The sequence below is a fragment of the Salipaludibacillus keqinensis genome (assembly GCF_003226325.1).
Lineage (GTDB): Bacteria > Bacillota > Bacilli > Bacillales > Salisediminibacteriaceae > Salipaludibacillus > Salipaludibacillus keqinensis.
This window is the reverse complement of sequence record NZ_PDOD01000002.1, coordinates 37,761-62,312: the sequence shown is the minus strand read 5'-3', so window position 1 is coordinate 62,312 and position 24,552 is coordinate 37,761. Positions and strand designations below refer to the sequence as shown.

Genomic DNA, 24,552 nt, shown 5'->3' with positions numbered 1-24,552 from the left:
CCTTATACGATCGCAATAAGGTGTACGTATTTTTAGATTCAGGTTGTCCTCAGCGAATATTTCACCTTCACAAAAATATGGTAATAAAGGAGTTGTGATTAAAATTGCGAGACAAGATGTAGTGTCTTGTAAAGAGGTGAGATCATGGGGGCCATTAGTGGGTCGGAGTATATAAACCGGATTAATCGATTGAAAAATGACGTATGGATCAATGGAGAGAAAGTTCAAGGAGATATCTCTGAGCACCCATCCTTTCATGGTGTGATCCACAGCCAGGCGAGATTATACGATCTACAAAAAGACCAATCCCTAAAAGAAAAGATGACGTATGAATCTCCAACTTCGGGAGCACGAGTTGGGTTATCCTTTTTATTGCCCAAGACAAAGAAACATTTAAAGCAGCGCCGAGCTATGATCCAAAAATGGGCGAGCACCAATGCAGGAATGATGGGAAGAAGTCCAGATTATATGAATACAGTTTTAGTTTCACTCGTGGCGTCTCATCACATCTTTGAGAAACATGACCATTGTTTCCCAGAACACGTTCTCTCGTTTTACGAACAAGCGAGAGAGAACGATTGGTCTTTCACTCACACGTTCATTAATCCACAAGTCAATCGATCTTCTTTTCAGATCTTCGATGATCCTGATGAAATGGTCGCTGCTAAAATCGTTGGAAAGAACGACCAAGGAATGATAATCAATGGGGCGAAGCTGCTCGCGACTCAAGGAGGAATGACCGACGAAATTCTCGTGTATTCTTCTGCAGGCTTGGTTGATAAAGCTTACTCTTATGCTTTCTCCATCCCAAGTAATACGAAAGGGTTAAAATTTGTATGTAGGCAGCCCTTTACAAATACTCTCTCGACTTATGATTCCCCTCTAGGTGCACGATTTGAAGAGAATGATGCTCTAGTCGTCTTTGACCATGTGTTAGTTCCTTGGGAGAGGGTTTTCCACTATGCAAATATTGTCGTCAATGATATTTTAACCTTACAAGGAGCCTTTGCCCCATTAGCGTTACATCAAGTCGTTTCTCGTCAAGTGATCAAGCTAGAGTTTATTCTAGGTGTCGCTCAATTAATGGTAGATACAATCAACTCAGGAGAGTATCAACATGTTCAAGAAAAAGTAAGTGAGATCATTGTGGCACTTGAGACCATCAAAGCTCTCCTATTGGCTTCTGAAACAGGGGCACAAAAACAAAATGGATTTATGCTGCCTAACTTAAATCCATTATACGTTGCGATTAATACGTTTCCACGTTTGTACCCGAGGTTAATGGACATTATGCAGTTGTTAGGGGCAAGTGGATTGGTTGCTCTTCCCACAGAGCAAGATTTTTCATCGGATAATAAAGAAGATTTAGATCTATATTTGCAATCTTATACGAAGAATGGAAGGGACCGAGTCAAGTTATTCCGGTTAGCTTGGGACACGTGTATGAGTGCCTTCGGTTCGCGGCAAACGTTATATGAACGGTATTTCTTTGGAGACCCTGTTCGGTTATCTAGTATTCTCTACAAAACTTATAATCGGAAGTCGCTAGTTGATCGTGTGGAGAACACATTTTTAAAAAATGACTAGACGAAAAACACAGCTAGAGGGGACTCCTCTAGCTGTGTTTCGTACGTCTATATCAATGATACTTAAGCTTCAGCTAATGTGCGACGGAAAGCTCCGTGATCCGTTGGTCCAACATATTCGTTGAGCTTAAACGATTCTCTAATGGCTTCGGTAATAAACGCTTTCGCTGTATGGACAGCCTCGTTAACAGTGCGTCCTTTGGCAAGTTCAGCTGTAATAGCAGCTGAGTACGTGCACCCTGCACCGTGAAGGTAAGGAGTTTCGATTCGTTCAGATTCTAGTAACTCAAAGTTTTCTCCATCGTACAATAAGTCTACCGCTTTCTCATGATCGAGCTTACTTCCACCTTTTATTAATACGTTCTTAGCACCTAACTCAAGAATCTTCACAGCAGCTTCTTTCATTTGCTCCACCGTTTTGATAGGGCCAACGCCGCTTAATTGCCAAGCTTCAAATAAATTAGGTGTCACAACAGTCGCTTTTGGTACGAGTAATTCCTTCATGCTTTCTGTCGTTTCCGGGTGAAGAACCTCATCTTCTCCTTTACAAACCATCACAGGATCGACGACCACGTTCTTTAGCTGGTTTTCTTCAATGGCCTTAGATGCTAGTTCAACAATTTCCACTGAACCTAGCATTCCCGTTTTCATTGCTGAAACGCCAACGCCTTTGACAATCGTTTTCAACTGTTGTTCCACTGTATTTGCCTCTTGAGGAAAAACTCCGTGAGACCAGTTGTTATTTGGGTCCATCGTTACGATGGTCGTTAATGCCGTCATTCCATATACGCCTAGTTCCTGAAATGTTTTCAGGTCGGCTTGAATACCAGCACCACCACTACTATCAGAGCCGGCGATTGTTAATACTTTTTGCATTGTCATAAAGATCCTCCTAACAAGTATAAAAACTTTGTTTCTCTATTTACATTCCTTTATTATAACGATTATTCTTTGAATTGTAAGGGGGAAAGGGGAAGGAAGTCAACTAACGTAGGTTAAGAAACGATAAAATCTGGAGGTAACTTGAAATGTCTGGTCACCACGATTGACGATTACTAGTCTCGAAGGTTCAAACAAATATAGATTAGCTATAGAGCCGAATATAAATGCAATTGTCCTAATCCTTTTATGGTACTCTTTAATAAGAGGTTGAATGATAAAGAAAGGATGTGTCTAACTTGAGGAAAGTTGAAGTAGTGCCTCACCAAAAAGAGTGGATAGCTTTATATCATTCTGAAGCGAGGAAACTAAAGCAGGTTTTTGGTGATGAGATGGTAGAAAGTTATCATATCGGAAGCACCGCCATCGAAAGCATATATGCTAAGCCTGTCATCGATATTTTAATAGAAGCTAAAAATATTGAGAGAATAGATTTATATGATTATGAAATGGAACAGCTAGGTTATGTGGCGAAAGGGGAGAACGGAATCGCAGGTAGAAGATTTTTTATGAAAGGAGGAGACGACCGTACTCATCACTTACATGTATTTGAATCGGAAAATCCAGAAATTCAGCGTCATTTACTATTCAGAGATTTTATGAATGCCCACCCAGAAGAGGCAAAAAAATATAGCGATTTAAAACGTGAGTTAGCTAGAGAATTTCCTAAAGAAATAGACGAGTACATTGCAGGAAAACATGATTTCATTCAAAACATAGATGAAAAGGCTCAAAGTTGGATAAATAGAAACACCGAATAATTGTCCGTTAATCATTTGAAAAAATGGAATCAGAAGTGATCGTCTCCAGTAGACGGTGACTTAGATTATTTGTATAATTCTACATAGGTTATTTTCGGAAAAATCTAAATATTGATTCTTTTTGAGGGGGTGAACAGTAGAATAAAAGACGAATCCCAACTAAAAAAGAAGGAAATGGAGGCTTGTTTTATGAAAACGCTTACAAATTTTTCAACTAGATTGATGCAAAGGTATTTACCTGATCCATTTTTATTTGTTGTGATTTTAACGTTAGTTGTATTTCTCATGGGTTTGGTGCTTACTCCTAGTAATCCAGTTGATATGGTTGTTTATTGGGGAGAAGGGTTTTGGGATTTATTAGAATTTGCGATGCAGATGGTGTTGGTATTAGTGACTGGATATGTCCTTGCCAGTAGCAGAATATTTAAGAGAGGATTGCAACAGTTAGCAACGCTTGCGAATACACCTGGTCAAGCAATAATCGTCGTTACCTTAGTGGCGTTACTTGCCAGTTGGATCAACTGGGGGTTCGGCTTGGTCATTGGGGCTCTATTTGCAAAGGAGCTGGCCAAAAGGGTAAGACATGTTGACTATCGACTTCTTATTGCCAGTGCTTACAGTGGGTTTATCGTCTGGCATGGGGGATTAGCGGGTTCTATCCCTTTAACGATTGCTACAAATGGACATTTTTCCGAAGATATTATTGGAATAGTCTCTACAAGTGAAACGATTTTTGCCCCTTTTAATTTATTTATCGTTGCAGCACTCTTTATCTCCGTTCCTTTGTTGAACTGGTTCATGATTAATCCTAAAACAGCTGTTCAGGTAGATCCGAAACTACTAGAGGACCCCGCTGACAATATGATGAAAGAAACAAAGGCCAAAAGCAAACAAACGCCAGCGGAACGAATGGAAAACAGTGTAGTGTTGTCTATGATTACCGGGTTTCTTGGATTAGCATTTATTATTTATTATTTAAGCACAAGTGGATTTAACCTCAATCTGAACATCGTTAATTTTATTTTCTTGTTCCTTGGTATTTTGTTTCATATGACGCCTCGAAATTATTTGGCTAGCGTGTCAGGAGCCGTTAAAAATGCTGGGGGAATCATCATTCAATTTCCATTTTACGCAGGGATCATGGGGATGATGGTCGCTTCAGGTTTAGCCGTTCAATTCTCAGAATGGTTCGTATCCATTTCAACAGAAGTGACGTTTCCACTTTTCGCATTTATAAGTGCCGGAATCGTTAACTTCTTTGTCCCCTCAGGTGGGGGACAATGGGCTGTTCAAGCGCCAATCATGCTTTCTGCGGGCGAGGCATTAGGAGTAAGTCCTGCAAGGACAGCGATGGCCGTCGCTTGGGGTGATGCTTGGACAAATATGATCCAACCGTTCTGGGCTCTTCCAGCATTAGCGATTGCAGGTTTAAATGCTCGTGACATCATGGGCTTCTGTATCTGGGTGTTGTTTCTCAGTGGGGTAGTGATAGGCTTAGGTCTGATGATTTTATAAAAATCCATATTTAAATGAACCGGTTGCTTAGGCAGCCGGTTCATTTCGTCCATTAGGTAATACTACTAGTTTCATTCCATGGTTAAAACCCCTATTTTTTGTGAATTAGTTTCTCTGTCTATACTAGTTTTCATCTCATGAATATAAAATATAAAGCTGACTGTTCATTTAAAGGTAAAAGTATATCGATGATAACAATTAGTAAAGGTGAAATCTGAAAAGAAGGTGATCTATGTGTATAGAAAGAAAAGGGGGCATAAAAAGAATCGACGGATAGAAGCGGTGAACATCCCAATAGAATTATACCAATCGGAGAAGGGGCGTTATTTTGTTGGCTATGCAGACGAACTTGACTTTGGTAAAGGGAAGAGTGCATGGGCAAGGTTATATAATCCTCCTAAATCAAAAGTAAATTTGCATGTCAATGTTTGGACAGTTTCAGATGTATCTGAATCCACCTTTCGCGCTCAATTTTGGTTTAATGCAGATCCACCGGGAAAGCCATTTACATCAAAATTTGTCACTTCTGCTAATACAGCAATTGAACCGATTCCGAAACCAAAAATAAAACTTCAATTCTCAAAGAATGTCACTGGTGAACCAACTGGGGGAATTAAAGCTTTCGTCAGAAGGGCCCAGCCTGAGACTACATTAGTTGATGTAGAAAACGGTAAGTTTATTTTTCCACCAGGAGGTTCATTTCTTGTATTTATATCAAATCCAGAATCACCAAATATTAAGACGTCTGGTAGAATTGCATTTGGATGGTGGGAAGAACCGATAAACTGTTCTTCACGTAAATAAGTATTTTTTATCAGATACGTTTCATATCAAAACCAATCATTAAGGTAACTGCCTCCACACAGGGTTAGTTGCCTTTTTGTATAGGATAATGACAAGATCTAAAAAACAGTTAGATAGTAAGCAGTTCTTTGTGAAGTTTACTCATCAAATAATAGTGAACGTTTAATGAATTAGCTTTTGCCTTTCGTTTTTCTGAAGGTGAAAGAGATCGTCTCCTCGAATATGTAGATTAAGTATCCCAAATAACCTCAAGGGGAGGCGACGTCAATGATTAGAAGGATCAATAAGGCCACGTATGGACGACATGCCGAAACAGTGGTGATCCCGTTCGGCCTTACGTACAAACCAATTAAGAAACTGGCTATCATAAATTTCGAGAAAAATACAGATTCCATATATAAAGGACTCGAGCTACAGTATTTGGATGGAGAGGAAAGTGGATCAGGTTACCGGGTAATCGCGTATCGGATTGATGGTTATGTAGACGTATACGACGATATCAACTTAAACGATACAGACAATGAAACCTTCGATGTAGCTGGGAAAGGTCTTATGGAACGACGGACGATTGAGATGACAGACACGATTTTTCAAACCATCGAGGGTTGTGTAGAGATTTCTTTCTCGTTCATAGATATATCAGGAAGAACGGTGTCCGTTCGTATAACAGAACGATCAAAGAAAAAGACAAAAGGAATGAATTTGTTAGCACCTATTGGTTCGTCTACAGAGACTCCATCCTACTTCCCATTGTTCTTTCTGTTCGATTTTGATTTCATTAGAAAAAATAAGACTGAGGCTCATATCACCATCGATCACCAGAGAATCGTACAGGATCCCTTCCCATTGCCTTTTGCAAAGGATTTCCAAAAACGGTATTATTCCCGTTATACGATGGACTGTCATATCGTGGAGTTCGCAAATGAACACAATGGTGTCCTTAAACAATTTGTTCTTGATTCTTCCGGTGTTATATCAAATGGCTCCTTAGATTATCAATATTCTAAAGGCGTGCTGCAGTCGATCAGCTTAACCAATTCTTCTCATCCTTTGATGGTTGAATTTGTTGGCGGTTTCCCAGACATTCGAAAATTCGAGGAAAACACGAGTTATGAGGATGCCTTTACTATCACGACTGATGAAAGCATGGGAAATCTATCAGGCATCTATTCCATTAAAAGAGAAGGTGATTCTGTCACTATTGACTTGACCCCATCAGATGGATGGATGGCCCGACCAAACTCTTTATTAACCAAGGCGATATTCAGAAATAAGTCTGTTTTTAGCAGTTGGCCTAAAACATACAAGTATCACCAAGTGGTGGATCTTAAAACCCTTCGCTCAGTATCACAATGGGAGAGGATTTAAAGGGAGTTCAGTAGACGTTAACAAAGCACCAGAACCTAGATCCCAGTTCGGTTAAAGAATCAAATTTAAAACGATGAATCGTTCGCTTTATTTCCAGTTTTATACTAAAATGAGACAAAAGGATTGGGGTGGGTAGCGTGAATAAACAAATCAATCTATATGTGGATGATTTGAGAGATTGCCCTAAAGGTTTTGTCCTAGCTAGAAACATAGATGAAGCGATCTATTATTAGGAAAATTATACAGTTCATCTACTGTCGCTCGATCACGATTTAGGTGAAGATAGTGAAGGAAATCTTCTTCCTACCGGGTATGACCTTGTTAAGATTTTCTGTGAAAAAGGTTATCGTGCCAATAAAATATATCTCCACACAGACAATGGCGTTGGCCGTGAAAACATGTTCCACACGTTAAAAGGTGCTCAAAGAAGAGGATTCATTGACCAAGACATTGAGATTTTTCATTATTCGATAACTGAGAATAAATATACTGGGGGATGAAACCAGGTATGAAAGATATGGATGAGGAAGCTGTAGCTTGTAAGTGAAAATTAATTAACGTAACTAGTCGTTAAGCTTAGCTTAACGACTAGTTAGCTTTATCTACTTCTCTATAATAGTAAAAGGTAGTTAAGCCGGGACAGATTTAAACTTTTTTAATCTTAATGTGTTTAACACAACGGATACAGAACTAAATGCCATTGCAGCTCCAGCTAATGCAGGATTCAAGAAAATACCGATAAACGGATATAGAATACCTGCTGCAACTGGAATCAATACGACATTATAGCCAAATGCCCAACCCAAGTTTTGCCAGATCATATGCATTGTTCTCTTAGCTAATTTTAATGAAGTAACGACACTCATGATATTGCCGCGCATTAAGGTAATACTTGCTGTTTCCATTGCTACATCGGTGCCAGTCCCAATCGCAATACCCACATCGGCTTGGGCAAGGGCAGGGGCATCGTTAATCCCATCACCAACCATGGCAACGACTTCACCATTAGCTTGTAATTTTTTGATCTCTTCTGCTTTGTGCTCTGGAAGGACTTCTGCGATAAACTCATCGATACCGGCTTCTTTAGCAATTGCTTTTGCTGTTCGGTAGTGGTCCCCAGTAAGCATGATTACTTTTACATTCATTTCTTTTAGTGCTTTTACTGCAGTTACAGTATCCTTCTTTAACGTATCTGCAACAGCAATGATCCCGGCATATTCACCATTAATTGCTACATACATAGGTGTTTTTCCTTGATCTGCAAGGTTTTCTGCAATTTGTACCATTTCTTGATTGGAAATGTTGTGTTCTTTCATCAATTTGAGATTTCCAACTAATATCTCTTTATTATGAAGCGTTCCAATTAAACCATGACCTGTTATGGCCTCAAAGGTGTCAGGTTCTTGAAGCTCTAAGTTTCTTGATTTTGCTTCCTGAACAATTGCCTCCCCAAGTGGATGCTCGGAAACTCGTTCAACAGAAGCTACTAGTGTTAATAATTCTATATCAGTAATGGAATTACTAGATACAATATCCGTTACTTTCGGTTTTCCTTCTGTAATCGTACCTGTTTTGTCTAATACGACTGTTTTTACTTTATTAGCTCTTTCGATACTAGCAGCATCTTTAATTAAAATCCCATTTTCAGCACCTTTCTCAGTACCAACCATAATCGCGGTAGGAGTAGCTAAACCCAATGCACATGGGCATGCAATGATTAATACTGCGATAAAGGAGGTAAGCCCGACTATGAAACCAGGTTCAGGACCAAATGTCCACCAAACCCCAAAGCTGATGAAAGCAAGGATGACGACGGCAGGAACAAAATAAGCAGAAATTTTATCAACAATACGCTGTATAGGAGCTTTTGAACCTTGTGCTTCATTAACCATCCGTATAATTTGAGAAAGTGCCGTATCTTTTCCTATTTTGGTTGCTCGTAATGTAAAGCTTCCTGTTTTGTTGATAGTAGCCCCAATTACTTCATCACCTATATGTTTTTCAACGGGAATGGATTCTCCGGTTAGCATCGATTCATCTACGGAAGACTTGCCTTTTATTACTTCACCATCTACCGGGACTCTTTCTCCTGGACGAACGATAATTTCGTCATGAATTTCAACATCCTCAACACGTATTTCTAATTCTTGCCCACTACGGATCACTCTTGCTGTTTTTGCTTGTAAGTTCATTAGTTTTTTTATGGCGGAAGAAGTTTCTCCTTTCGCCTTTGCCTCAAGGTAACGCCCAAGAATGATCAGCGTTGTAATTACAGTGGTTACGTCGTAGTATAACTGATATGGAAATCCCATATTGGTTAGAGTAGTAGGGAAGAGTGTCATAGCGCCACTATATAACCACGCTGCTGTCGTTCCCATTGCTACTAGAACATTCATGTCAGCCGATTTATTTTTTAATACTTTATAACTGTTACTGTAAAATCGCCATCCTGGACCAAGCTGAACAAAACTTGTTAATAATAGTAACCAGTAAGGGTTTGTCATAAAGCTAGGAATCCAATTTCCCCAACCTTCCATCATGTGTGGGATACTGCCTATTAGAACGATGGAAGTTAGAATAGCCCCAAATATAAAATCCTTTTTTAGTTTTTTCGTTTCTTTCTGCTGTCCAAGGCTGGAATCAGCCTCATTATTTTCATCGATCACATTGCCACTATAACCAATGTTCTCAATGGCTTCAATAATTTTTTCTGTACTTGCCAAGGAAGTATCATAAGAGACTTGTGCTTGATTTGCCGCTAAGTTTACATTAACGGATTGAACTCCAGGGACTTTAGCTATCTTTTTTTCAACGCGATTAACACAAGAAGAACAAGTCATTCCTCTAACAGAGAATAAGGATTTTTCCACTTTAATCACTCCAATCATAAATATTTTTATACTATACCCGAGTAGGGTATGTTAATTTTAGTAAAAGTACACTTGAATATGGAATTCAAGTGCAGATCTTTCTATACTAACTACTCATAAAAGGTTTTTGCCTTAATGATTATGATTATTTTTACATTGGCATTGTCCTTTTAAACAATTACACTTCACTTGTTCAACAGCAGTTTTCTTCTTCTTTTCTAATACTTCTTCTATTAAGGCTATATCGTCAAAGCTCAACGTGGAGGTAGAAATCATTTCTGCAATAGTTTTACCAACATCCTTACTACAAATGTTATCAAAAAATTCATTGGTAACATTCTTCACTGTTTCATCTTCACTGACAGTTGCAGAGTAGAGGTAACGTTTTCCATGAGGCTCTGTATTAAGCATTCCTTTTTTTACGAGACGACCGATAAATGTCTTCGTCGTTGCTGGTTTCCAAGCTTTTTTTTCTTGTAAAACCTCAATAATTTCTTTACTTGTCACTTTATTGAACGTCCAAACTACACGCATAATTTCCCATTCTGATTCGGTAATCTTAGTATTAATTTCTGTTGCCATAGCGTCACCGCCTTCCGTTTACACTTGTAATCGATTTATTAATTTCAGATTACACTTGTAAACGATTTTTGTCAACACTTTTTTTAATGGATTTTTTATTGGGCTATTAAAGCATCATCTTTAGACATATTATTTAGTTGTATCGTCGGTAGAATACATATAATATGTGATTCATCTCAAAAGTTAAAGTTGCGTAACTTACTCATTCTTAACTAATTTACTATTATAGTACCTACCATTCCTCTTTCTTTATGGCCAGGTATTGTGCAATAAAAAAGATAAGTTCCTTTCTGAGTAGCTTTAAAACTAATAGAATTTTTACTGTGAGGTTTTGAATGGATATGTAGCGCTGAATTATGAGAGTGGTTTGTATGATTTTCTATTACAGGTTCAGTATTTAATGTTTCAAATGGAAAATCTATAATTTCTAAATCATGTTCAATGTCATCATTATTTACTAATTTAAGCTCTGTAGACTCCGATTTAGTAACAGATATTTCATTAGGGGTATATTCAAACCCCGTTACTTCGATTTTTAACTGATTATCAGGATTATTTATGTCAGGTGTGTGATGACTTTGATTGTGGTTGTCTGAGTTTACATTTATTTGAGCAATCGATCCAAGAAGTAGGAATAACACAACAAAAGTTGCGAGGGGGCGTATCATCCATTTAAAATTAGCGTTTTCTTCTTTTCTATTTGTTTGTAATAGAAATAATAATATGATAATTGTCGAACAGATTGAAATAGTCAATAAAATTTTCACTAAAAGTATAGCATCTGCAGGAGAAATCATTTCTCCAAGCATGGCACCCATCATTCCTCCCATAATACCCGCGAGCATCCCATCCAACACGGATAGCGCGTTGAATGGAATTCCTACTAAAATACCCGCAAACATTCCAATTGCCATAGAAATGATCGTAGAGGTGAATAGGTCTCCTTGGAATAAACTACCCAGTAAAACACCGATAGTTAAACCAATACACATCCCTATAACCATAGCCGCCATCATTCCTGTCATTACGGCACTTCTCTTTCTTTGTATGAATGAAGTTGTAAACGAAGTAATAAGAATAATCGATAACAAAGATACAACTATAATAATAAAAGTGGTCATTGTACTTTCCTCCTAACACCTAATACTAGAATAATATGTACAACCAATAATAAAATGCATAGGATCGTGATGTTCTAGAGGGAGGAAAACAAATCAATCTATATGTGGATGATTTGAGAGATTGTCCAACAGGTTTTGTCCTAGCTAGAAACATAGATGAGGCGATCTATTATTTGGAAAATTATACAGTTCATCTACTGTCCCTCGACCACGATTTAGGTGAAGATAGTGAAGGAAACCTACTTCCTACTGGGTATGACCTTGTGAAGATTTTCTGTGAAAAAGGTTATCGTGCTAATAAAATATATCTCCACACAGACAACGGAGTAGGTCGTGAAAACATGTACCACACGTTAAAAGGTGCTCAAAGAAGAGGATTCATTGACCAAGACATTGAGATTTTTCATTATTCGATCACTGAGAATAAATATACTGGGGGATGAGACCTTAGCGTGAAGAGTAAGTAAAATCTTAGGAGATCTTCAGCAACCACTTACGGAAGAAAATTTTAAAGAGCAGGTATGATCTGATAAAAAATGAAAGGTGGTTCTAATATGGGGTATGCTATAACAAATTCTCCTATTGTTATAGTGGGGGGCAGTATTCATTCGTCTAAACGGGTGCGCGAAGAAGCCTTAAAAGCACTCCCAAACGATCATCGTCTAACTAAAAAGACCTACAAAAAGCTGGCACGTATGTATCAGCTTTTATTTGTTTAGTGCTTTATTTGCTTTTGCTTTTTCATTTCGGCGTTTTAAATCCTTTATCATTTGGTGCATTTGCTTGGATGACTCTAATTTACTCACTTTCATACCCTCCTACACCTTCTTTTGTCACCAATATTTCCTATATGGATTGGAGGTATATAGGAGGGTACTCTTCCTTGTTACTATACTGCCTTGTCCTTGAGCTCTAATTCTATTTTCTCAGAGACTGTTTGAGGGAGTGCTCCTTTAAAGCCTTTCGTTAAGTAGCCAAGATAGATCATTCCAATCGCTACCCAAGTTAATCCTCCCAGTAGGGTTGGAACATCGAGTAAAAAGAGCAACCAGAGTATAAAAACGGCTCCCACTATAGGAGAGATCAAGTTGAAGATCATCCTTTTTACCGAGCGTTCCTTTGTTTTCTTTGAAACATATAACGTGATTACACAAAGGTTAACGAAAAAGAATGCTGTTAAGGCACCGAAGTTTACAAATCTCAATGCTTGATCGATCGTAATAAAAATAGCTAAGAGGGACACAACAGATGAGAAGATAATATTGAAGACTGGCGTTTTGTATTTAGGGTGAACATAGGAAAAGAAACGACTAGGCAAGATCGAATCCCTTCCCATTACATATAAAAGACGAGAGACTGCATTAACTGAAGCTAGTCCTTGAGTAAAGATCGCTGCAATCAATACCGTAATAAAGCTCATCTTCTTCGTTCTCCACGACGGTTTCATGTTCAGAAATGTATTCAGCAACCCCCAGCGCCCTCCAGCTTTCGCGCTCTTCCTTAAATGCATCCTGTTGTTTCTTACGGAAAATTTCTGCTCCCAGAAGGGGTTGAAGCAGTTCGATGCTCGATGCCAGGAAGTGTATGGAAGGTGCTTGTAGAACAAGGTCAACAAGTGAAAAAAGGCGAGACTATTATAATAGAAGAAAGTATGAAAATGGAGTTCCCACAGCATGCCACTTGTGATGGATATGTAGCATCCATCCATGTGAAACCGGGAGATGAAGTTCATGCAGGTCAACTCATAGTAGGAATTATGGAAGAAAAAGAAGAGGCGGTGTCGATCAAATGATCAAGATAAACCTCCCAGAACAATTAACAGTTGATTGGTTAAGAGAACAGTATCTCGCATATTCACTCTCACCAGACGAAGTAGCTCAAGAAATCATCAAACGCGCTGAAACAGACGCTGAGATGAACATTTGGATCACACCACCTTCTATCGAGCTGATGAAACCTTTTATAGAAAGACTAGAAACGATTGATAGAGAAAGTGCTTCATTATGGGGAATTCCTTTTGCAATTAAGGATAATATCGATCTTGCCGGTGTGCCAACGACGGCGGGGTGTAGCGAATATACGTATACACCAGTGGAACATGCGGCTGTTGTTGAAAGGTTGATTGCCGCTGGTGCGATCCCAGTTGGCAAAGCAAATCTAGATCAATTCGCTACAGGGCTTGTGGGAACAAGAAGCCCATACGGAGAAACGCATAACTCACTCAGACCGGAATTAATAAGTGGCGGTTCGAGCGCGGGATCTGCTGTTGCCGTCGCAAGAGGCCAAGCTGTCTTCTCATTAGGAACCGATACAGCAGGATCAGGGCGCGTCCCAGCTGGTTTGAACAATCTTGTTGGATACAAACCGACTTTAGGGGCTTGGTCTATGAAAGGGGTTGTCCCAGCTTGTGCAAGCCTAGATTGTGTCACCGTTTTTTCTCAGAGTGTAGAAGAGGCGATGCTCGTTGATCGTTTTGCAAGAGGAGTAGAAGAATCTGATCCATGGTCAAAAGACGTTGCTACACCGCAGCAAAGCTTACCATCAAAAATAATCGTTCCATCAAATCCAATTGATTTCTTTGGTTCTTATGCCAAAGAGTATAGTGAAGCTTGGGATGTTGCACTAGATCAACTAAAGAAAACGAACCTTCCGATTGAATATGTAGATACGACATTTTTAAAGGAAGCCTCCGCTATTTTATATGAGGGACCGATGGTAGCAGAGCGATGGGCTGCGGTTGGGTCATTTGTAGAAGGAAATCCGAGTGTCACTTTCCCAGTAACAGAACAAGTTCTTCGTTCTGGATTAAATGAAACATTCAATGCCCCGTTCGTTTTTCAGGCGATCCATCAGCTTCAAGCCTTTAAGTTAAAGGCAAGAAAAGTATTTGCTGATGCTGTACTTGTAATGCCGACAGCAGGGGGAACTTGGACGAGAGAACAAGTAAGAGCACAACCAATCCAAACAAATAGTGATATGGGACGTTATACGAATCACTGTAATCTCCTTGATTTATGTGCGATTGCCATACCTGCAGGAAAAGCCGCAGAGAAGCTTCCGTTTGGCATTACTCTCTTTGGCTTAGCAGAAAATGAAGGCTTAATCTGTTCAATGGCTAAACAGTTTCTTAATACTACTAAAAAAAACGAAGCGACCACATTAGTTGCTGTATGTGGCTTGCATATGAGAGGTTTTCCACTGGAAAAACAAATGAAGGAGTGTCGTGCAACCTTTGTGTGTGAAGCATTGAGTGCACCTAAATACCAAATGGTGAAACTAACTTCGACACCTGAAAAGCCTGGAATGATCAAAGACGAACGAAAAGGAGGAGCGATTGAATTAGAGCTGTGGGAAATGCCCTTATCTGAATTTGGGGCATTTGCAGCCTCCATCCCTTCCCCTCTAGGCATTGGGAAAGTAGAGTTAGAAAATGGAGAAGAAGTACCAGGCTTTGTTTGTGAAGCCTATGTAGCAGAAACGGCCGAAGACATAACCGCAACAGGGGGATGGCGAAATCTATTCGTGAAGAATTGATAATATAAAGTGTGTTTTTAACTCTATGGTTCCTGATCCTTATGCTAAAGCACTCATTGCTTTGATGCCAGTTGGAATAGCTTTTTCATCGAAGACAATGGATTGACACAGATATCGTAACATTTTTTGCTATAATGTTATCGGCATTACCACCATGAATTTGCCCAATGGTTAATACGGCTGATTAAAGAGGGGAGATGTGCCTCGAAATGATCGTTTGCATAGCATTAATAATCTGAGCAGTAATAGGAATTGGATCAATTGCTATGTGGGGGTGGGCCGCATGTCCGCCTGATCCATCAGTTTCAATGGTGAATTTATCTGCTGCAGCCATGATTGGTCTATGTTCTATTATTTCAGATGTGTGAGAATGGATATCCATAAAGCTATTCCTCCTGGTGTAAATTCATTTGGTTAGTAAAGTTGATAACTATTAGATAGGGAAAGAGGCTCCCCCGGATAGTAAGCGGAAGGAGCCTCCAGTTTAACGATTAGTTTAAATCGGATTGGCCAATTTCTACGATGTCGTTATACGTTTCCTCTCCCCAAATTTCTACACCCATCTCGTCTCGAACATTTTGCGTAGCTTCCTTAAATGCATCAGATCAGGGTCAATGAATTCTACTTCACTATCTTCCATTTCTTCAACCGTAGCTGCTGCACTATCTTCTAAGCTCTGATTAGCCACCTGTTCTCCTTCTTCAGCAGCTTCTAGAATTAGTACGGCATTCCAATGATCATTTGATGCCATCAAATACGGTAGGGAGAGGTACTCAATTTCGTTAATTCTTGGGTCTCCACTCGATATCATCTCGATTGAACCGGTGCTCACTTGTTCCATTTGTTCATGTGCAGACCCTATCTGGTTTCCTAGGAATATTTACTGTGATGTTCCCTCCGGATCTTTCTTCAAGAATTTCTTTAAATCGTTCCATTCCATAGTAAGCTGGTTCTCCCTTGCTTGCCCACGTACTATAGGTGACTTCAAATGTTTCGTCGATATCCAGTACGTCATTGGCACTAAATGCTCATGTTCATATGTGTATTCAGAAAGTTCTACTTGCTTCACTTAATTAGAAATATTGATATAACAAGGTTTAGGAGACGTATTTAACTCTATTGAAAGGGTTAATAGATGGGCGGCATGATGTAATATGCTGGTACAATTTCAGAGAAAGATTTTAACGCTGTAAAGGTTGGGGTTTAATAGATTAATTTCATAACTTATTTTGAAGTGTTGAAATTTATCGTATCTGTTATCTCAATACAGTTTACGGAACAATATTATTCGACAAGTGCCAGGCACCTAAACTAGTTTCTCCTTTTACACGCATTTCAGCATCACGGTCGGTGAAAGAGTCGTTCTTTCCGTTTTAAGAAACAACGCTTTGGTTATGAAGACTTTTGGATTCGTATTTTGACATCGATGAATAATTGTTACTGAATGTTGCAATATAATATTGATTTGATCGGTCGGCTTGTGAAAATTATGACGAAATGACTCATAACGTTGCATAATGAAACAAATATTGAAACAATAGCATTTGAATAATGAAACACACGACATTATAATAAATGTACAGCGCTGATGTAAGCGCTTAAAAAAAAGGGAGGTAAATCTATTGAATTTATTCAGAAAATTCCTATTATTGTTATTATTTGGTCTATTTATTATCGTTGTAGCTGCTTGTGGAGGCGAAGAATTAAATTCCAACAGCGAGGTAGATGCTAGTGAAAATGCGGAAACGGATGATAGTGTAAATGCAGAAACAGAGAGTAATTCGGAAGAAATAGAAAGTATTACGATAGATGTTGCTAGTGTTTATGAAGATGCTGCTGCACCTATTCAAGGTACTCATATGTTTGCGGAATTGGTAGATGAAGCAACGGATGGTAGAATCCAAGTTAATGTTTTTCCAGCAGGGTCCTTAGGGTCGGAAAATGAAATTTACGAAGCTGTGAGCTCTGGAGATTTAGATATGGTGATGGGTGGTTTCACAGGTGTAGATATGTATGCGCCCGAGTATATGTACTTTATTACACCATTCTTGTTTAGTTCAAAAGAACATCTAGAAAATGCTTTCTACAGTGAACTTGGTGACGATATGTTTGAGAGTATGAAAGAATCCAACTTTCAGTTCCTTGCTGCAAATTATCGTGGAGTTCGCCATATGACCTCAAACCAAGCATTTTCTAATCCGGATGAACTGTCAAATGTACGCTTGCGTTTACCAGAAATTGAGGCTTGGGTTGCGGCATGGAGTCAGATTGGTGCGACGCCAACGGCTGTAGCTCTTCCAGAAATGTATAGTTCTCTCCAAACTGGAGTTGTAGATGCTTCTGAAGGGCCGTTTGAACAGATGGCTACTTTTAATCTTGAGGAAGTTCAAGATTATTTGATACTTACAGAACATGTACATGAGATGGTATTCCTGTGGATCAACAATGGATTATTTGATTCTTTGAGTGCGGATGATCAAAACATATTGCAAGATGCAGCTGAAGAAGCGATGGCATATGCTGATGAACAGGCGGAAATAGATGCAGATGTTTTCTACCAACAGTTAGTAGATGGTGGCATGGAAGTTATTGAACCTGATGTAGCTTCATTTGTTGAGAAAGCTCAACCTGTCTTCGCTAACTTCTTTGAAGAGAAGTGGAATGTAACGACCCTGGATGAGGTTAATTCTTACAGGTAAATCATCATGAGAAGGCTACCTTTAGGTAGCTTTCTTAATAAACTCTCCATCGAAGATGAGCTAAAGGAGGGGTACTATGAAAAAGTTACTGTCTTTTTTGGATAGAGCGTTAGATATTGCAACAATATCATTGACTTTGCTACTTGTTTTGTTAGTAACCAGTCAAATTTTATTTCGTTTTGTTTTGAATGTATCCGCACCTTGGACCAGTGAATTATCTAGGTATGTCTTCGTTTATTTAACGTTTTTAGGTTCGGCGTTAGCGATCAGACATAAAGGACATATTGTGATTGAAGTCATGGTAGATCGATTGCCAAAATATATCAGATATATTGTTTTGATGTTTGTCCAATTGGGAATTCTTTTTTTTCTTTATATCGTAGCAGTAGGAAGTTGGTATATGGTTTCAGTTAGTTCAGAAGTATCCACTTCAACAATTAGCTGGTTAAAAATGTCTCACGTTTATTTTGGTGTATTTTCAGGAACCATCCTCATGATATTTTATAGCCTGTTGAATTTCACTATTTTTATGAGAGGTTTTTTTCGTTGGAATGACAAAGGTAGTGGAAATGGAAATGATGAGGACCATTCAGATGGTAAAAATGTTGTCGTAGAAAGCGGTGAGAAATAAATGAACTTTTTATTGAATCCCATGGCTATGTTTCTTTCCGTGCTTTTGTTTCTATTCATCATTGCCATGCCCATTGCATTTAGCATGGGGTTAACTTCTATCATTTTAATGATGATGAACGGAAATATTCAATATGCAAATATTGCCCAACAATTAATGGGTGGTGTCAATAGTTTTGTCATATTGGCGGTTCCTTTGTTTCTGTTAGCTGGGAAATTGTTGAATTCAAGCGGTATTACAGATAGAATTTTTACATTTTGTAAAGTGTGTGTAGGTTATTTGCCTGGTGGTTTGGGTCATGTTAATGTAGCGAGCAGTATGGTTTTTTCTGGAATGTCTGGAACAGCAGTATCGGATGCAGCGGGATTAGGTGAAATCGAAATTAGAGCCATGCGAGACGCGGGCTATACAAGCAAATTTTCAGGAGCTATCACAGCTGCTTCCTCTACTGTTGGCCCTATCATACCGCCTAGTTTACCAATGGTTATATATGGTGTATCCGCGGGTGTTTCTGTTGGAGCGTTGTTCCTGGCAGGTATTATTCCGGGACTTCTGACAGGTGTAGCTTTGATGATACTTGTGGCCTACTTAGCCAAGAAACGCAATTTTCCTCGTGAAGCTAAACCGAGTTGGAAAATGTTTTGGATTGCTTTAAAAAGAGCGTTCCTGCCATTGATGACACCCATTATTATCATTGGTGGAATATATGGGGGAATCTTTACGGCCACTGAGGCTGCTGCTGTGGCCGTTGTTTATGCTTTTGTTTTATCTAAATTTGTTTATCGAGAACTCAAATGGTCGGATTTAATTCCTGTACTTAGATCAACCGCTAGGGATAGTGCTGTTCTAGGCTTGATTGTGGCATGTGCCAATTTGTATGGAAATGTAATTTTACGAGCGCAGATTCCAATTGATATATTAGAATTTGTCTCTTCTTTTGCAACGAATCAAATTACTTTTCTCATAATTGTTAATGTTGTTTTACTTATAGTGGGAACTTTTATGGAAACCATATCAGCGATCACCATTATGATGCCTATTTTATTGCCGCTAATGCACTTATATGAGGTTGATCCTGTCCACTTTGGAGTTATTGTGGTTTTTAATTTAATGATTGGTTTAATAACTCCGCCATTTGGCCTAGTTTTGTTTGTTATTTCCAAGATATCAAATGTCAATATCTTTGTATTGACAAAAGAACTACTTCCTTTTATAGCCATTCTGTTAGTGGTGTTATTAATTATTACCTTTTTCCCAGCACTGGTTTTGTGGTTGCCTAATCTAATGGGGCGGTAAAAATTCAAAAATAAATTATTAGAAGGAGTCCATAATATGGATAGAAAAAAGAGTGATCATACAATACATTATCATAACTTAATTGGGGGATCTTGGGTAAAGAGCGAACAACAATTTGAAGTTCAACATAAATTTACAAACAAAACACTTGCGTTTGTGTCTAGATCTTCACAAGACGATATAACAAAAGCGGTTCAGAATGCTTTGGATACTTTTAATGATCGAGTTTTAACAGCAACCGAAAGGTATGATATTCTAACTAAAGCTTCATCTATTTTTTTGGAACGCCAAGAAGAACTAGCAATGACTATTACGTGTGAAGTTGGGAAATGTATTAAGGATGCTCGATTGGAAGTGCAAAGAGCGGCAGAGACATTTATTGCTTCGGCGGAGGAAGCGAAACGAATCTCTGGAAATGGAATTCCAATTGAAGGGCAAAAAGCCCAGGAAAAGAAAATGGCTTTTTCTATCCGGGTTCCCGTAGGTGTTATTGGGGCGATCACGCCTTTTAATTTCCCTTTTAATTTGACGGCTCATAAGGTTGGACCTGCTTTAGCTGCAGGGAATGCAGTGGTCTTAAAACCAGCGGAATTGACACCGATAAGTGCTATTAAAATGGCTGAAATATTAATGGAAGCTGGTTTGCCTGGAGGATATTTAAATGTCGTCAATGGGTATGGGCATGAAGCTGGACAATATTTATTGGAGAATGAACAGATTTCTATGTACACATTTACAGGAAGTCCAAAAGTCGGTCGTCATATCAAGACTGTAACGGGTATTAGAAAAATAACACTTGAATTGGGTAATAATTCTCCCAATATCATTCATCACGACGTTCCGGATTTGACCAAAGCTGCCGAATTATGTGTAACAAGAGGCGTTATGAACTCTGGGCAAGCTTGTGTTTCGGTCCAACGAGTTTATGTGCATCGTGATATTTATGAAAGGTTTATAGAGGAATCGACTAATGTCGTAAAAAAAATGACGTATGGTGATCCGGAGCTTGAAATAACAGATGTTGGTTGTATGATCTCAGAAAAAGAAGCGGAAAGAGCAGAGTCATGGGTTAAGGAGGCTGTTGATCAAGGTGCGGTCTTGGTGAGTGGGGGATCTAGAGATGGTGCAGTTATGCAACCAACCGTTCTAAAAGATGTGACCCAAAATATGAAAGTGGTATGTGAAGAAGTGTTTGCGCCTGTCGTCAGCATTATGCCTTATGATGATATTCAAGTGGCATTTAGGTTAGCGAATGATACACCGTATGGTCTGCAAGTTGGGTTCTTCACATCTAATTTGCAATTGGCTATGCAAGCCGCAAAGGATTTATGTTTTGGTGGGGTCATTATTAATGATGTTTCAACATTCAGAGCTGATATTATGCCATATGGAGGACTAAAGGATAGCGGAATTGGCAAAGAAGGACCAAAATACGCGATTCACGAAATGACAGATGAAAAAACAATTGTTATCAATTTATGAAAAGGGTTTGGTTAAATGCGATCATGGGAGCATTTTTTCTCAAAAAGAGTAGTTTACGGCAATGGAGCTATTGCGAAGTTGCCGTATTTGATCGATCAATTCGGGGCTAACTTTGTTCTTATTGTTACGGATCAAGGAATTAAAGAGACGGGTGCTTTAGAGAAAATTACGAAATTATTGCAGGGGAACAGAGTGTCTTATGTTACCTTTGACGATGCTAAGCCAGAGCCGAATGTTGAATTGGCACTCGAATGCTATCGCTTTGCGCAATCTCAACAGGAAGTTGATCTCGTAATAGGATTGGGTGGTGGGAGTAGCATTGATTTAGCCAAAGTAGTGGCTTTATTGCTTTCTTTTCATGGTCATCCAAGTGACTATTTTGGCGAAAATCTTATACCGGGTCCAATCACACCCCTCATTGCCGTCCCTACTACTGCCGGATCAGGATCTGAGGTAACGACTGTTGCTGTGTTGACGGATGATGAAAATGTAAAAATGAGTATTTCTGATCACTTTTTGCGTCCTTCGGTAGCTTTATTGGATCCTGAGCTGACATTATCATTGCCTCCGTATGTAACCGCTTGTTCTGGAATTGATGCACTCTGTCATGCTATTGAGGCATATACTGCTAAGTCATCCACTGAAATGGAAATCAAAGAGGGGGCGGTTTTTCGAGGGGCCAATCCTATAAGCGACATGATTGCTTTAGAAGCCATTAAACTTTTGAGTAATCATTTGACTTTAGCTGTTCTGCAAGGTGATAACCTTGAAGGACGATCGAAAATGTTACTTGGAAGCATGTATGCTGGAATGGCATTTTCGAATGCGGGGACTGCGGCCGCACATGCGCTTGCCTATGCGATTAATACAGAGGTCGAGCGTCCTCATGGCGAAATGACTGGTATCCTGCTTCCTTATGTGTTTCGTTTTAATGCCAAAGCAATCCCGCAGGACAAAATATTAAAAATAGCAGAAGCAATGGGTTCTGATAAAACTATTTTAAATCAGCATATAGCAACCGATGTCATTGTAAAAGCGCTATTTGATCTGTTAAAAAGAATAAACCTTCCATCTAAATTGTCAGCCATTGGCGTTGGTCAATCTAGCATTCCTGATATAGCTGAAAAAAGCAAGGGAATAGATCGGCTTATGAGAAATAACCCCAGAACGCCATCTCTCAAATCATTAATTAATCTTTTAAAAAAAGCTTATTAATTCGATCAATGTATCTAGAGTTGTTGTTCGTCTTCTCTTGAAATTTTTAATTTTCTCCATAATGTAGAACGGTTTATGCCCAATCTTTTGGCTGCCTTTGACTGATTGAAATCTTCTTCTTGCAAGACCAAATGAATAATATCTTGTTCAATTTCTTCAAGTGTTTTGTCTTCAAAATTAAGATTTTCAATCAATTTACGTTTTTCGTCTTGCTTTAATTTGGTCAATAGAGGCTGTACATCTTTTTTTTCGATAAAAGGTCCGTCGCTCATTGTGCACATCTGGTCGATTACATTTTTTAGTTGTGCAATATTTCTTGGCCACGATAATTGTTTAAGTTCGGAAAGGACGTCCTCGTTCACCTTCACAACTTGTTTGCCGAATTTAGTATTATAGGAGGATAGAAACAGACGAATTAAGTTTTCTAAGTCATCCATGCGTTCTCTTAATGGTGGAATGGTTAATCTAAATCCAGCTAGGGTGTTGTATAAATCTTTTCGAAATTCGTGATTGTCAATTTTTTGGTCTAATTCATCCGTATCAGACGATAAAATTCGAATATCTAAGTCGATTTGATGGTTCCCGTTCATCCGTGTCACTTTATTGTTATGCAATGCATGATAAAGTTTTCCCTGTAAGACAGGAGGGAGGGATGCCACAGAATGGAGAAAAAGTGTACCGTGATTAGCTCTTTCTACTGCGCCAGGTTGAATGAAGTGTCGGTCCTCATCCTCAAAACCGAAAAGCTCTTTTTCTAGTTGTTCAGCTCCGAAGGCTGCGCAATTAAAGCTTATATAAACATTATTAAAGCGATCACTCTTGTTATGGATGGCTTGCGCAAAACTGTTGCGTCCAGTACCGTGTTCTCCTTTGATTAGAATAGGGCGATCTGACTTGCTTGTTTTGCGGGTGAGTTCAATCAGAGATTTCATTTTTTTTGAGTTGCCAACTAATTGGTTAAAGTGAAAGTGTGCTTGATTTCTAAATGTCGATTTGGAGTTGTCATTATAGCTAATTCCTTTTTTCAAGATAGCTCCAGCTCCAATAAGCTTCCCCTTGGAGGAAACAGGTATCAAGTGCACATGAACGCTTTCATTCTTTAACTGAATATAATCAGAAAAAACCGAAACAGGCTCACCGGGTTTTTGGTTTAATTTGAGTGAAGGCAATTGCTCATCTAATTTATGATTAATCACGTTATCTTTCTCCGTTTGCAACATGTCTGCAGCACTTTTATTTAAATACAGACACTTTGTTTCATCGTCAATGAAGGCGATTCCATCTTCAATTTTTTCCATTGTTTCTTGTCCGATCTGGTTAAATCTTTTTTCCATAAATGTATACCGTGCAATTTGTGTGGCCTCATCAATGGCCTCTTTAACAGCTTCACTACCTGATGTGATAAGAATGCTATTTATTCCTCCCTCTTTCTCTGCTTTCTGAGTTGAGATGACGTCGCCTATAATAACTTCAATGCCCTCTTGAGTGGCCTTTTGTATGTTTTCACTGACTTCTTGCTCTGTATGAATAGGATAAAAGACAATTTGCATATCTAAAAGCTTTCCAATGGTATCTGCCTCTTGTATGGTATTGAGGTAACTCATCATACCTATTTTTCCTAAATAGCCTTTGACAAGTGTTAATGTTCTTAGTATATCGTATCCAGTAATTTTGATTTCAACAACAGGTATTTTACTATACTGGCGGATCAACCTTGCGGTGGCACCCCTGCTAATAATGACGTCATAATCTTTGTCTGTAAACCTTTTAGCAATTTCCAGTCCATCATATAAATTACCTACAAAAATATCTGAGTGATTGTTTAATCCCTTGTTGACATCAATCATCAGATTTTGTAGCCCTTCATAGGGAGCAATAAATAAAAACTTGTACATAGCGCCTCCGATATGTTGTATTATAATACACATTTTATATTTTTTTTTTTCAAACTTCAATAGTGTATCTATATTTTCATTATAAAACAAATCCCCTTTCTGTGGAAGCTTATTAATATATATATATATAAATTAAAGTAGTTGAATAATGCAACACTATGTAGATGTCTGAATATTGTAAAAACAGACACTTCTCATTTATAATATAGCTATTATGATAGCGTTTACTTTTTTAATTGTATACTCATTCTTCA

The 24,552-nt window shown here is 38.7% G+C and carries 20 protein-coding genes and 2 pseudogenes; 14 read left to right on the top strand and 8 right to left on the bottom strand.

Annotated elements, in window-relative coordinates; all coding sequences use genetic code 11:
• The first annotated feature begins 144 nt into the window (after positions 1-144).
• Positions 145-1,587, top strand: a complete 1,443-nt coding sequence (gene hpaB / locus CR194_RS07465; protein WP_110609054.1) for a 4-hydroxyphenylacetate 3-monooxygenase, oxygenase component — start codon at positions 145-147, stop codon at positions 1,585-1,587.
• A 62-nt stretch (positions 1,588-1,649) separates the two neighbouring features.
• Here the strand turns inward: hpaB and pdxK are convergent, their stop codons facing one another.
• The gene (gene pdxK / locus CR194_RS07460) at positions 1,650-2,468 is read right to left on the bottom strand and encodes a pyridoxine/pyridoxal/pyridoxamine kinase (RefSeq protein WP_110609053.1); all 819 of its coding nucleotides are present in this window, start codon (positions 2,466-2,468) and stop codon (positions 1,650-1,652) included.
• A 296-nt stretch (positions 2,469-2,764) separates the two neighbouring features.
• On the opposite strand from pdxK, the gene CR194_RS07455 reads away from it, so the two are divergent.
• From CR194_RS07455 to CR194_RS07435, 5 genes and pseudogenes are all read left to right on the top strand, one after another.
• Entirely contained in the window at positions 2,765-3,286 is a 522-nt protein-coding gene (locus tag CR194_RS07455) for a GrpB family protein (protein WP_110609052.1), read from the top strand.
• A gap of 189 nt (positions 3,287-3,475) precedes the next feature.
• The gene (locus CR194_RS07450; protein ID WP_110609051.1) at positions 3,476-4,801 is read left to right on the top strand and encodes a short-chain fatty acid transporter; all 1,326 of its coding nucleotides are present in this window, start codon (positions 3,476-3,478) and stop codon (positions 4,799-4,801) included.
• 234 nt (positions 4,802-5,035) lie between these two features.
• Positions 5,036-5,605 (top strand): DUF6143 family protein, encoded by a 570-nt coding sequence (locus CR194_RS07445; RefSeq protein ID WP_110609050.1) that lies wholly within the window; start codon positions 5,036-5,038, stop codon positions 5,603-5,605.
• Positions 5,606-5,872: 267 nt separating this feature from the next.
• Complete coding sequence (locus tag CR194_RS07440; RefSeq protein ID WP_110609049.1) at positions 5,873-6,973, top strand: hypothetical protein; 1,101 nt, start codon at positions 5,873-5,875, stop codon at positions 6,971-6,973.
• Positions 6,974-7,101: 128 nt separating this feature from the next.
• A pseudogene (locus CR194_RS07435) lies at positions 7,102-7,473 on the top strand (cyclic-phosphate processing receiver domain-containing protein).
• 129 nt (positions 7,474-7,602) lie between these two features.
• Here the strand turns inward: CR194_RS07435 and CR194_RS07430 are convergent.
• From CR194_RS07430 to CR194_RS07420, 3 genes are all read right to left on the bottom strand, one after another.
• On the bottom strand, positions 7,603-9,843 hold the full coding sequence (locus CR194_RS07430) for a heavy metal translocating P-type ATPase (RefSeq protein WP_110609048.1): 2,241 nt from the start codon (positions 9,841-9,843) through the stop codon (positions 7,603-7,605).
• A gap of 132 nt (positions 9,844-9,975) precedes the next feature.
• A complete protein-coding gene (locus CR194_RS07425) occupies positions 9,976-10,425 on the bottom strand; it encodes a CopY/TcrY family copper transport repressor (RefSeq protein WP_110609047.1) in 450 nt (149 codons plus the stop codon).
• Between the two features lie 212 nt (positions 10,426-10,637).
• Positions 10,638-11,546: a cupredoxin domain-containing protein gene (locus CR194_RS07420; protein WP_110609046.1), complete on the bottom strand. Its 909-nt coding sequence runs from the start codon at positions 11,544-11,546 to the stop codon at positions 10,638-10,640.
• Between the two features lie 104 nt (positions 11,547-11,650).
• On the opposite strand from CR194_RS07420, the gene CR194_RS07415 reads away from it, so the two are divergent.
• Positions 11,651-11,989 carry a cyclic-phosphate processing receiver domain-containing protein gene (locus tag CR194_RS07415; RefSeq protein WP_233254274.1) on the top strand — a complete coding sequence of 113 codons (339 nt, stop codon included), beginning with the start codon at positions 11,651-11,653 and terminating at the stop codon, positions 11,987-11,989.
• A 446-nt stretch (positions 11,990-12,435) separates the two neighbouring features.
• Here the strand turns inward: CR194_RS07415 and CR194_RS07410 are convergent, their stop codons facing one another.
• Positions 12,436-12,993, bottom strand: a complete 558-nt coding sequence (locus tag CR194_RS07410) for an APC family permease (protein WP_233254273.1) — start codon at positions 12,991-12,993, stop codon at positions 12,436-12,438.
• 90 nt (positions 12,994-13,083) lie between these two features.
• On the opposite strand from CR194_RS07410, the pseudogene CR194_RS07405 reads away from it, so the two are divergent.
• Together CR194_RS07405 and atzF are read left to right on the top strand one after the other, a co-directional pair.
• Positions 13,084-13,338: pseudogene (locus CR194_RS07405) on the top strand (acetyl-CoA carboxylase biotin carboxyl carrier protein subunit); the annotation flags it as partial.
• Positions 13,335-15,080, top strand: coding sequence for an allophanate hydrolase (gene atzF / locus CR194_RS07400; RefSeq protein ID WP_110609042.1), 1,746 nt, complete (start codon positions 13,335-13,337; stop codon positions 15,078-15,080). The pseudogene CR194_RS07405 and the gene atzF, both read left to right, overlap by 4 nt.
• Positions 15,081-15,264: 184 nt before the next feature.
• Here atzF and CR194_RS07395 read toward each other — a convergent pair whose 3' ends face one another.
• Both CR194_RS07395 and CR194_RS07390 read right to left on the bottom strand, forming a co-directional pair.
• On the bottom strand, positions 15,265-15,462 hold the full coding sequence (locus CR194_RS07395) for a hypothetical protein (protein WP_110609041.1): 198 nt from the start codon (positions 15,460-15,462) through the stop codon (positions 15,265-15,267).
• Between the two features lie 171 nt (positions 15,463-15,633).
• Entirely contained in the window at positions 15,634-15,921 is a 288-nt protein-coding gene (locus CR194_RS07390) for a hypothetical protein (RefSeq protein ID WP_110609040.1), read from the bottom strand.
• Between the two features lie 781 nt (positions 15,922-16,702).
• On the opposite strand from CR194_RS07390, the gene CR194_RS07385 reads away from it, so the two are divergent.
• From CR194_RS07385 to CR194_RS07365, 5 genes are all read left to right on the top strand, one after another.
• The gene (locus CR194_RS07385) at positions 16,703-17,779 is read left to right on the top strand and encodes a TRAP transporter substrate-binding protein (RefSeq protein ID WP_110609039.1); all 1,077 of its coding nucleotides are present in this window, start codon (positions 16,703-16,705) and stop codon (positions 17,777-17,779) included.
• A 76-nt stretch (positions 17,780-17,855) separates the two neighbouring features.
• Complete coding sequence (locus CR194_RS07380) at positions 17,856-18,410, top strand: TRAP transporter small permease (protein ID WP_110609038.1); 555 nt, start codon at positions 17,856-17,858, stop codon at positions 18,408-18,410.
• On the top strand, positions 18,411-19,706 hold the full coding sequence (locus CR194_RS07375; RefSeq protein ID WP_199228146.1) for a TRAP transporter large permease: 1,296 nt from the start codon (positions 18,411-18,413) through the stop codon (positions 19,704-19,706).
• 36 nt (positions 19,707-19,742) lie between these two features.
• Entirely contained in the window at positions 19,743-21,188 is a 1,446-nt protein-coding gene (locus CR194_RS07370) for an aldehyde dehydrogenase family protein (RefSeq protein WP_110609037.1), read from the top strand.
• A 15-nt stretch (positions 21,189-21,203) separates the two neighbouring features.
• Positions 21,204-22,403, top strand: coding sequence for an iron-containing alcohol dehydrogenase family protein (locus CR194_RS07365; protein WP_110609036.1), 1,200 nt, complete (start codon positions 21,204-21,206; stop codon positions 22,401-22,403).
• A gap of 14 nt (positions 22,404-22,417) precedes the next feature.
• Here CR194_RS07365 and CR194_RS07360 read toward each other — a convergent pair whose 3' ends face one another.
• On the bottom strand, positions 22,418-24,358 hold the full coding sequence (locus CR194_RS07360; protein ID WP_146035921.1) for a sigma-54-dependent Fis family transcriptional regulator: 1,941 nt from the start codon (positions 24,356-24,358) through the stop codon (positions 22,418-22,420).
• Positions 24,359-24,552 lie beyond the last annotated feature (194 nt).

What these genes read in the sequence shown, in the direction of transcription:
- CR194_RS07410 (WP_233254273.1), bottom strand. Translation starts at nt 12,993, where the DNA reads ATGAAACCGTCGTGGAGAACGAAGAAGATGAGCTTTATTACGGTATTG.
- CR194_RS07370 (WP_110609037.1), top strand. Translation starts at nt 19,743, where the DNA reads ATGGATAGAAAAAAGAGTGATCATACAATACATTATCATAACTTAATT.
- CR194_RS07440 (WP_110609049.1), top strand. Translation starts at nt 5,873, where the DNA reads ATGATTAGAAGGATCAATAAGGCCACGTATGGACGACATGCCGAAACA.
- atzF (WP_110609042.1), top strand. Translation starts at nt 13,335, where the DNA reads ATGATCAAGATAAACCTCCCAGAACAATTAACAGTTGATTGGTTAAGA.
- CR194_RS07365 (WP_110609036.1), top strand. Translation starts at nt 21,204, where the DNA reads ATGCGATCATGGGAGCATTTTTTCTCAAAAAGAGTAGTTTACGGCAAT.
- CR194_RS07390 (WP_110609040.1), bottom strand. Translation starts at nt 15,921, where the DNA reads ATGGAACAAGTGAGCACCGGTTCAATCGAGATGATATCGAGTGGAGAC.
- CR194_RS07380 (WP_110609038.1), top strand. Translation starts at nt 17,856, where the DNA reads ATGAAAAAGTTACTGTCTTTTTTGGATAGAGCGTTAGATATTGCAACA.
- CR194_RS07375 (WP_199228146.1), top strand. Translation starts at nt 18,411, where the DNA reads ATGAACTTTTTATTGAATCCCATGGCTATGTTTCTTTCCGTGCTTTTG.
- CR194_RS07450 (WP_110609051.1), top strand. Translation starts at nt 3,476, where the DNA reads ATGAAAACGCTTACAAATTTTTCAACTAGATTGATGCAAAGGTATTTA.
- hpaB (WP_110609054.1), top strand. Translation starts at nt 145, where the DNA reads ATGGGGGCCATTAGTGGGTCGGAGTATATAAACCGGATTAATCGATTG.
- CR194_RS07425 (WP_110609047.1), bottom strand. Translation starts at nt 10,425, where the DNA reads ATGGCAACAGAAATTAATACTAAGATTACCGAATCAGAATGGGAAATT.
- pdxK (WP_110609053.1), bottom strand. Translation starts at nt 2,468, where the DNA reads ATGACAATGCAAAAAGTATTAACAATCGCCGGCTCTGATAGTAGTGGT.
- CR194_RS07395 (WP_110609041.1), bottom strand. Translation starts at nt 15,462, where the DNA reads ATGGATATCCATTCTCACACATCTGAAATAATAGAACATAGACCAATC.
- CR194_RS07420 (WP_110609046.1), bottom strand. Translation starts at nt 11,546, where the DNA reads ATGACCACTTTTATTATTATAGTTGTATCTTTGTTATCGATTATTCTT.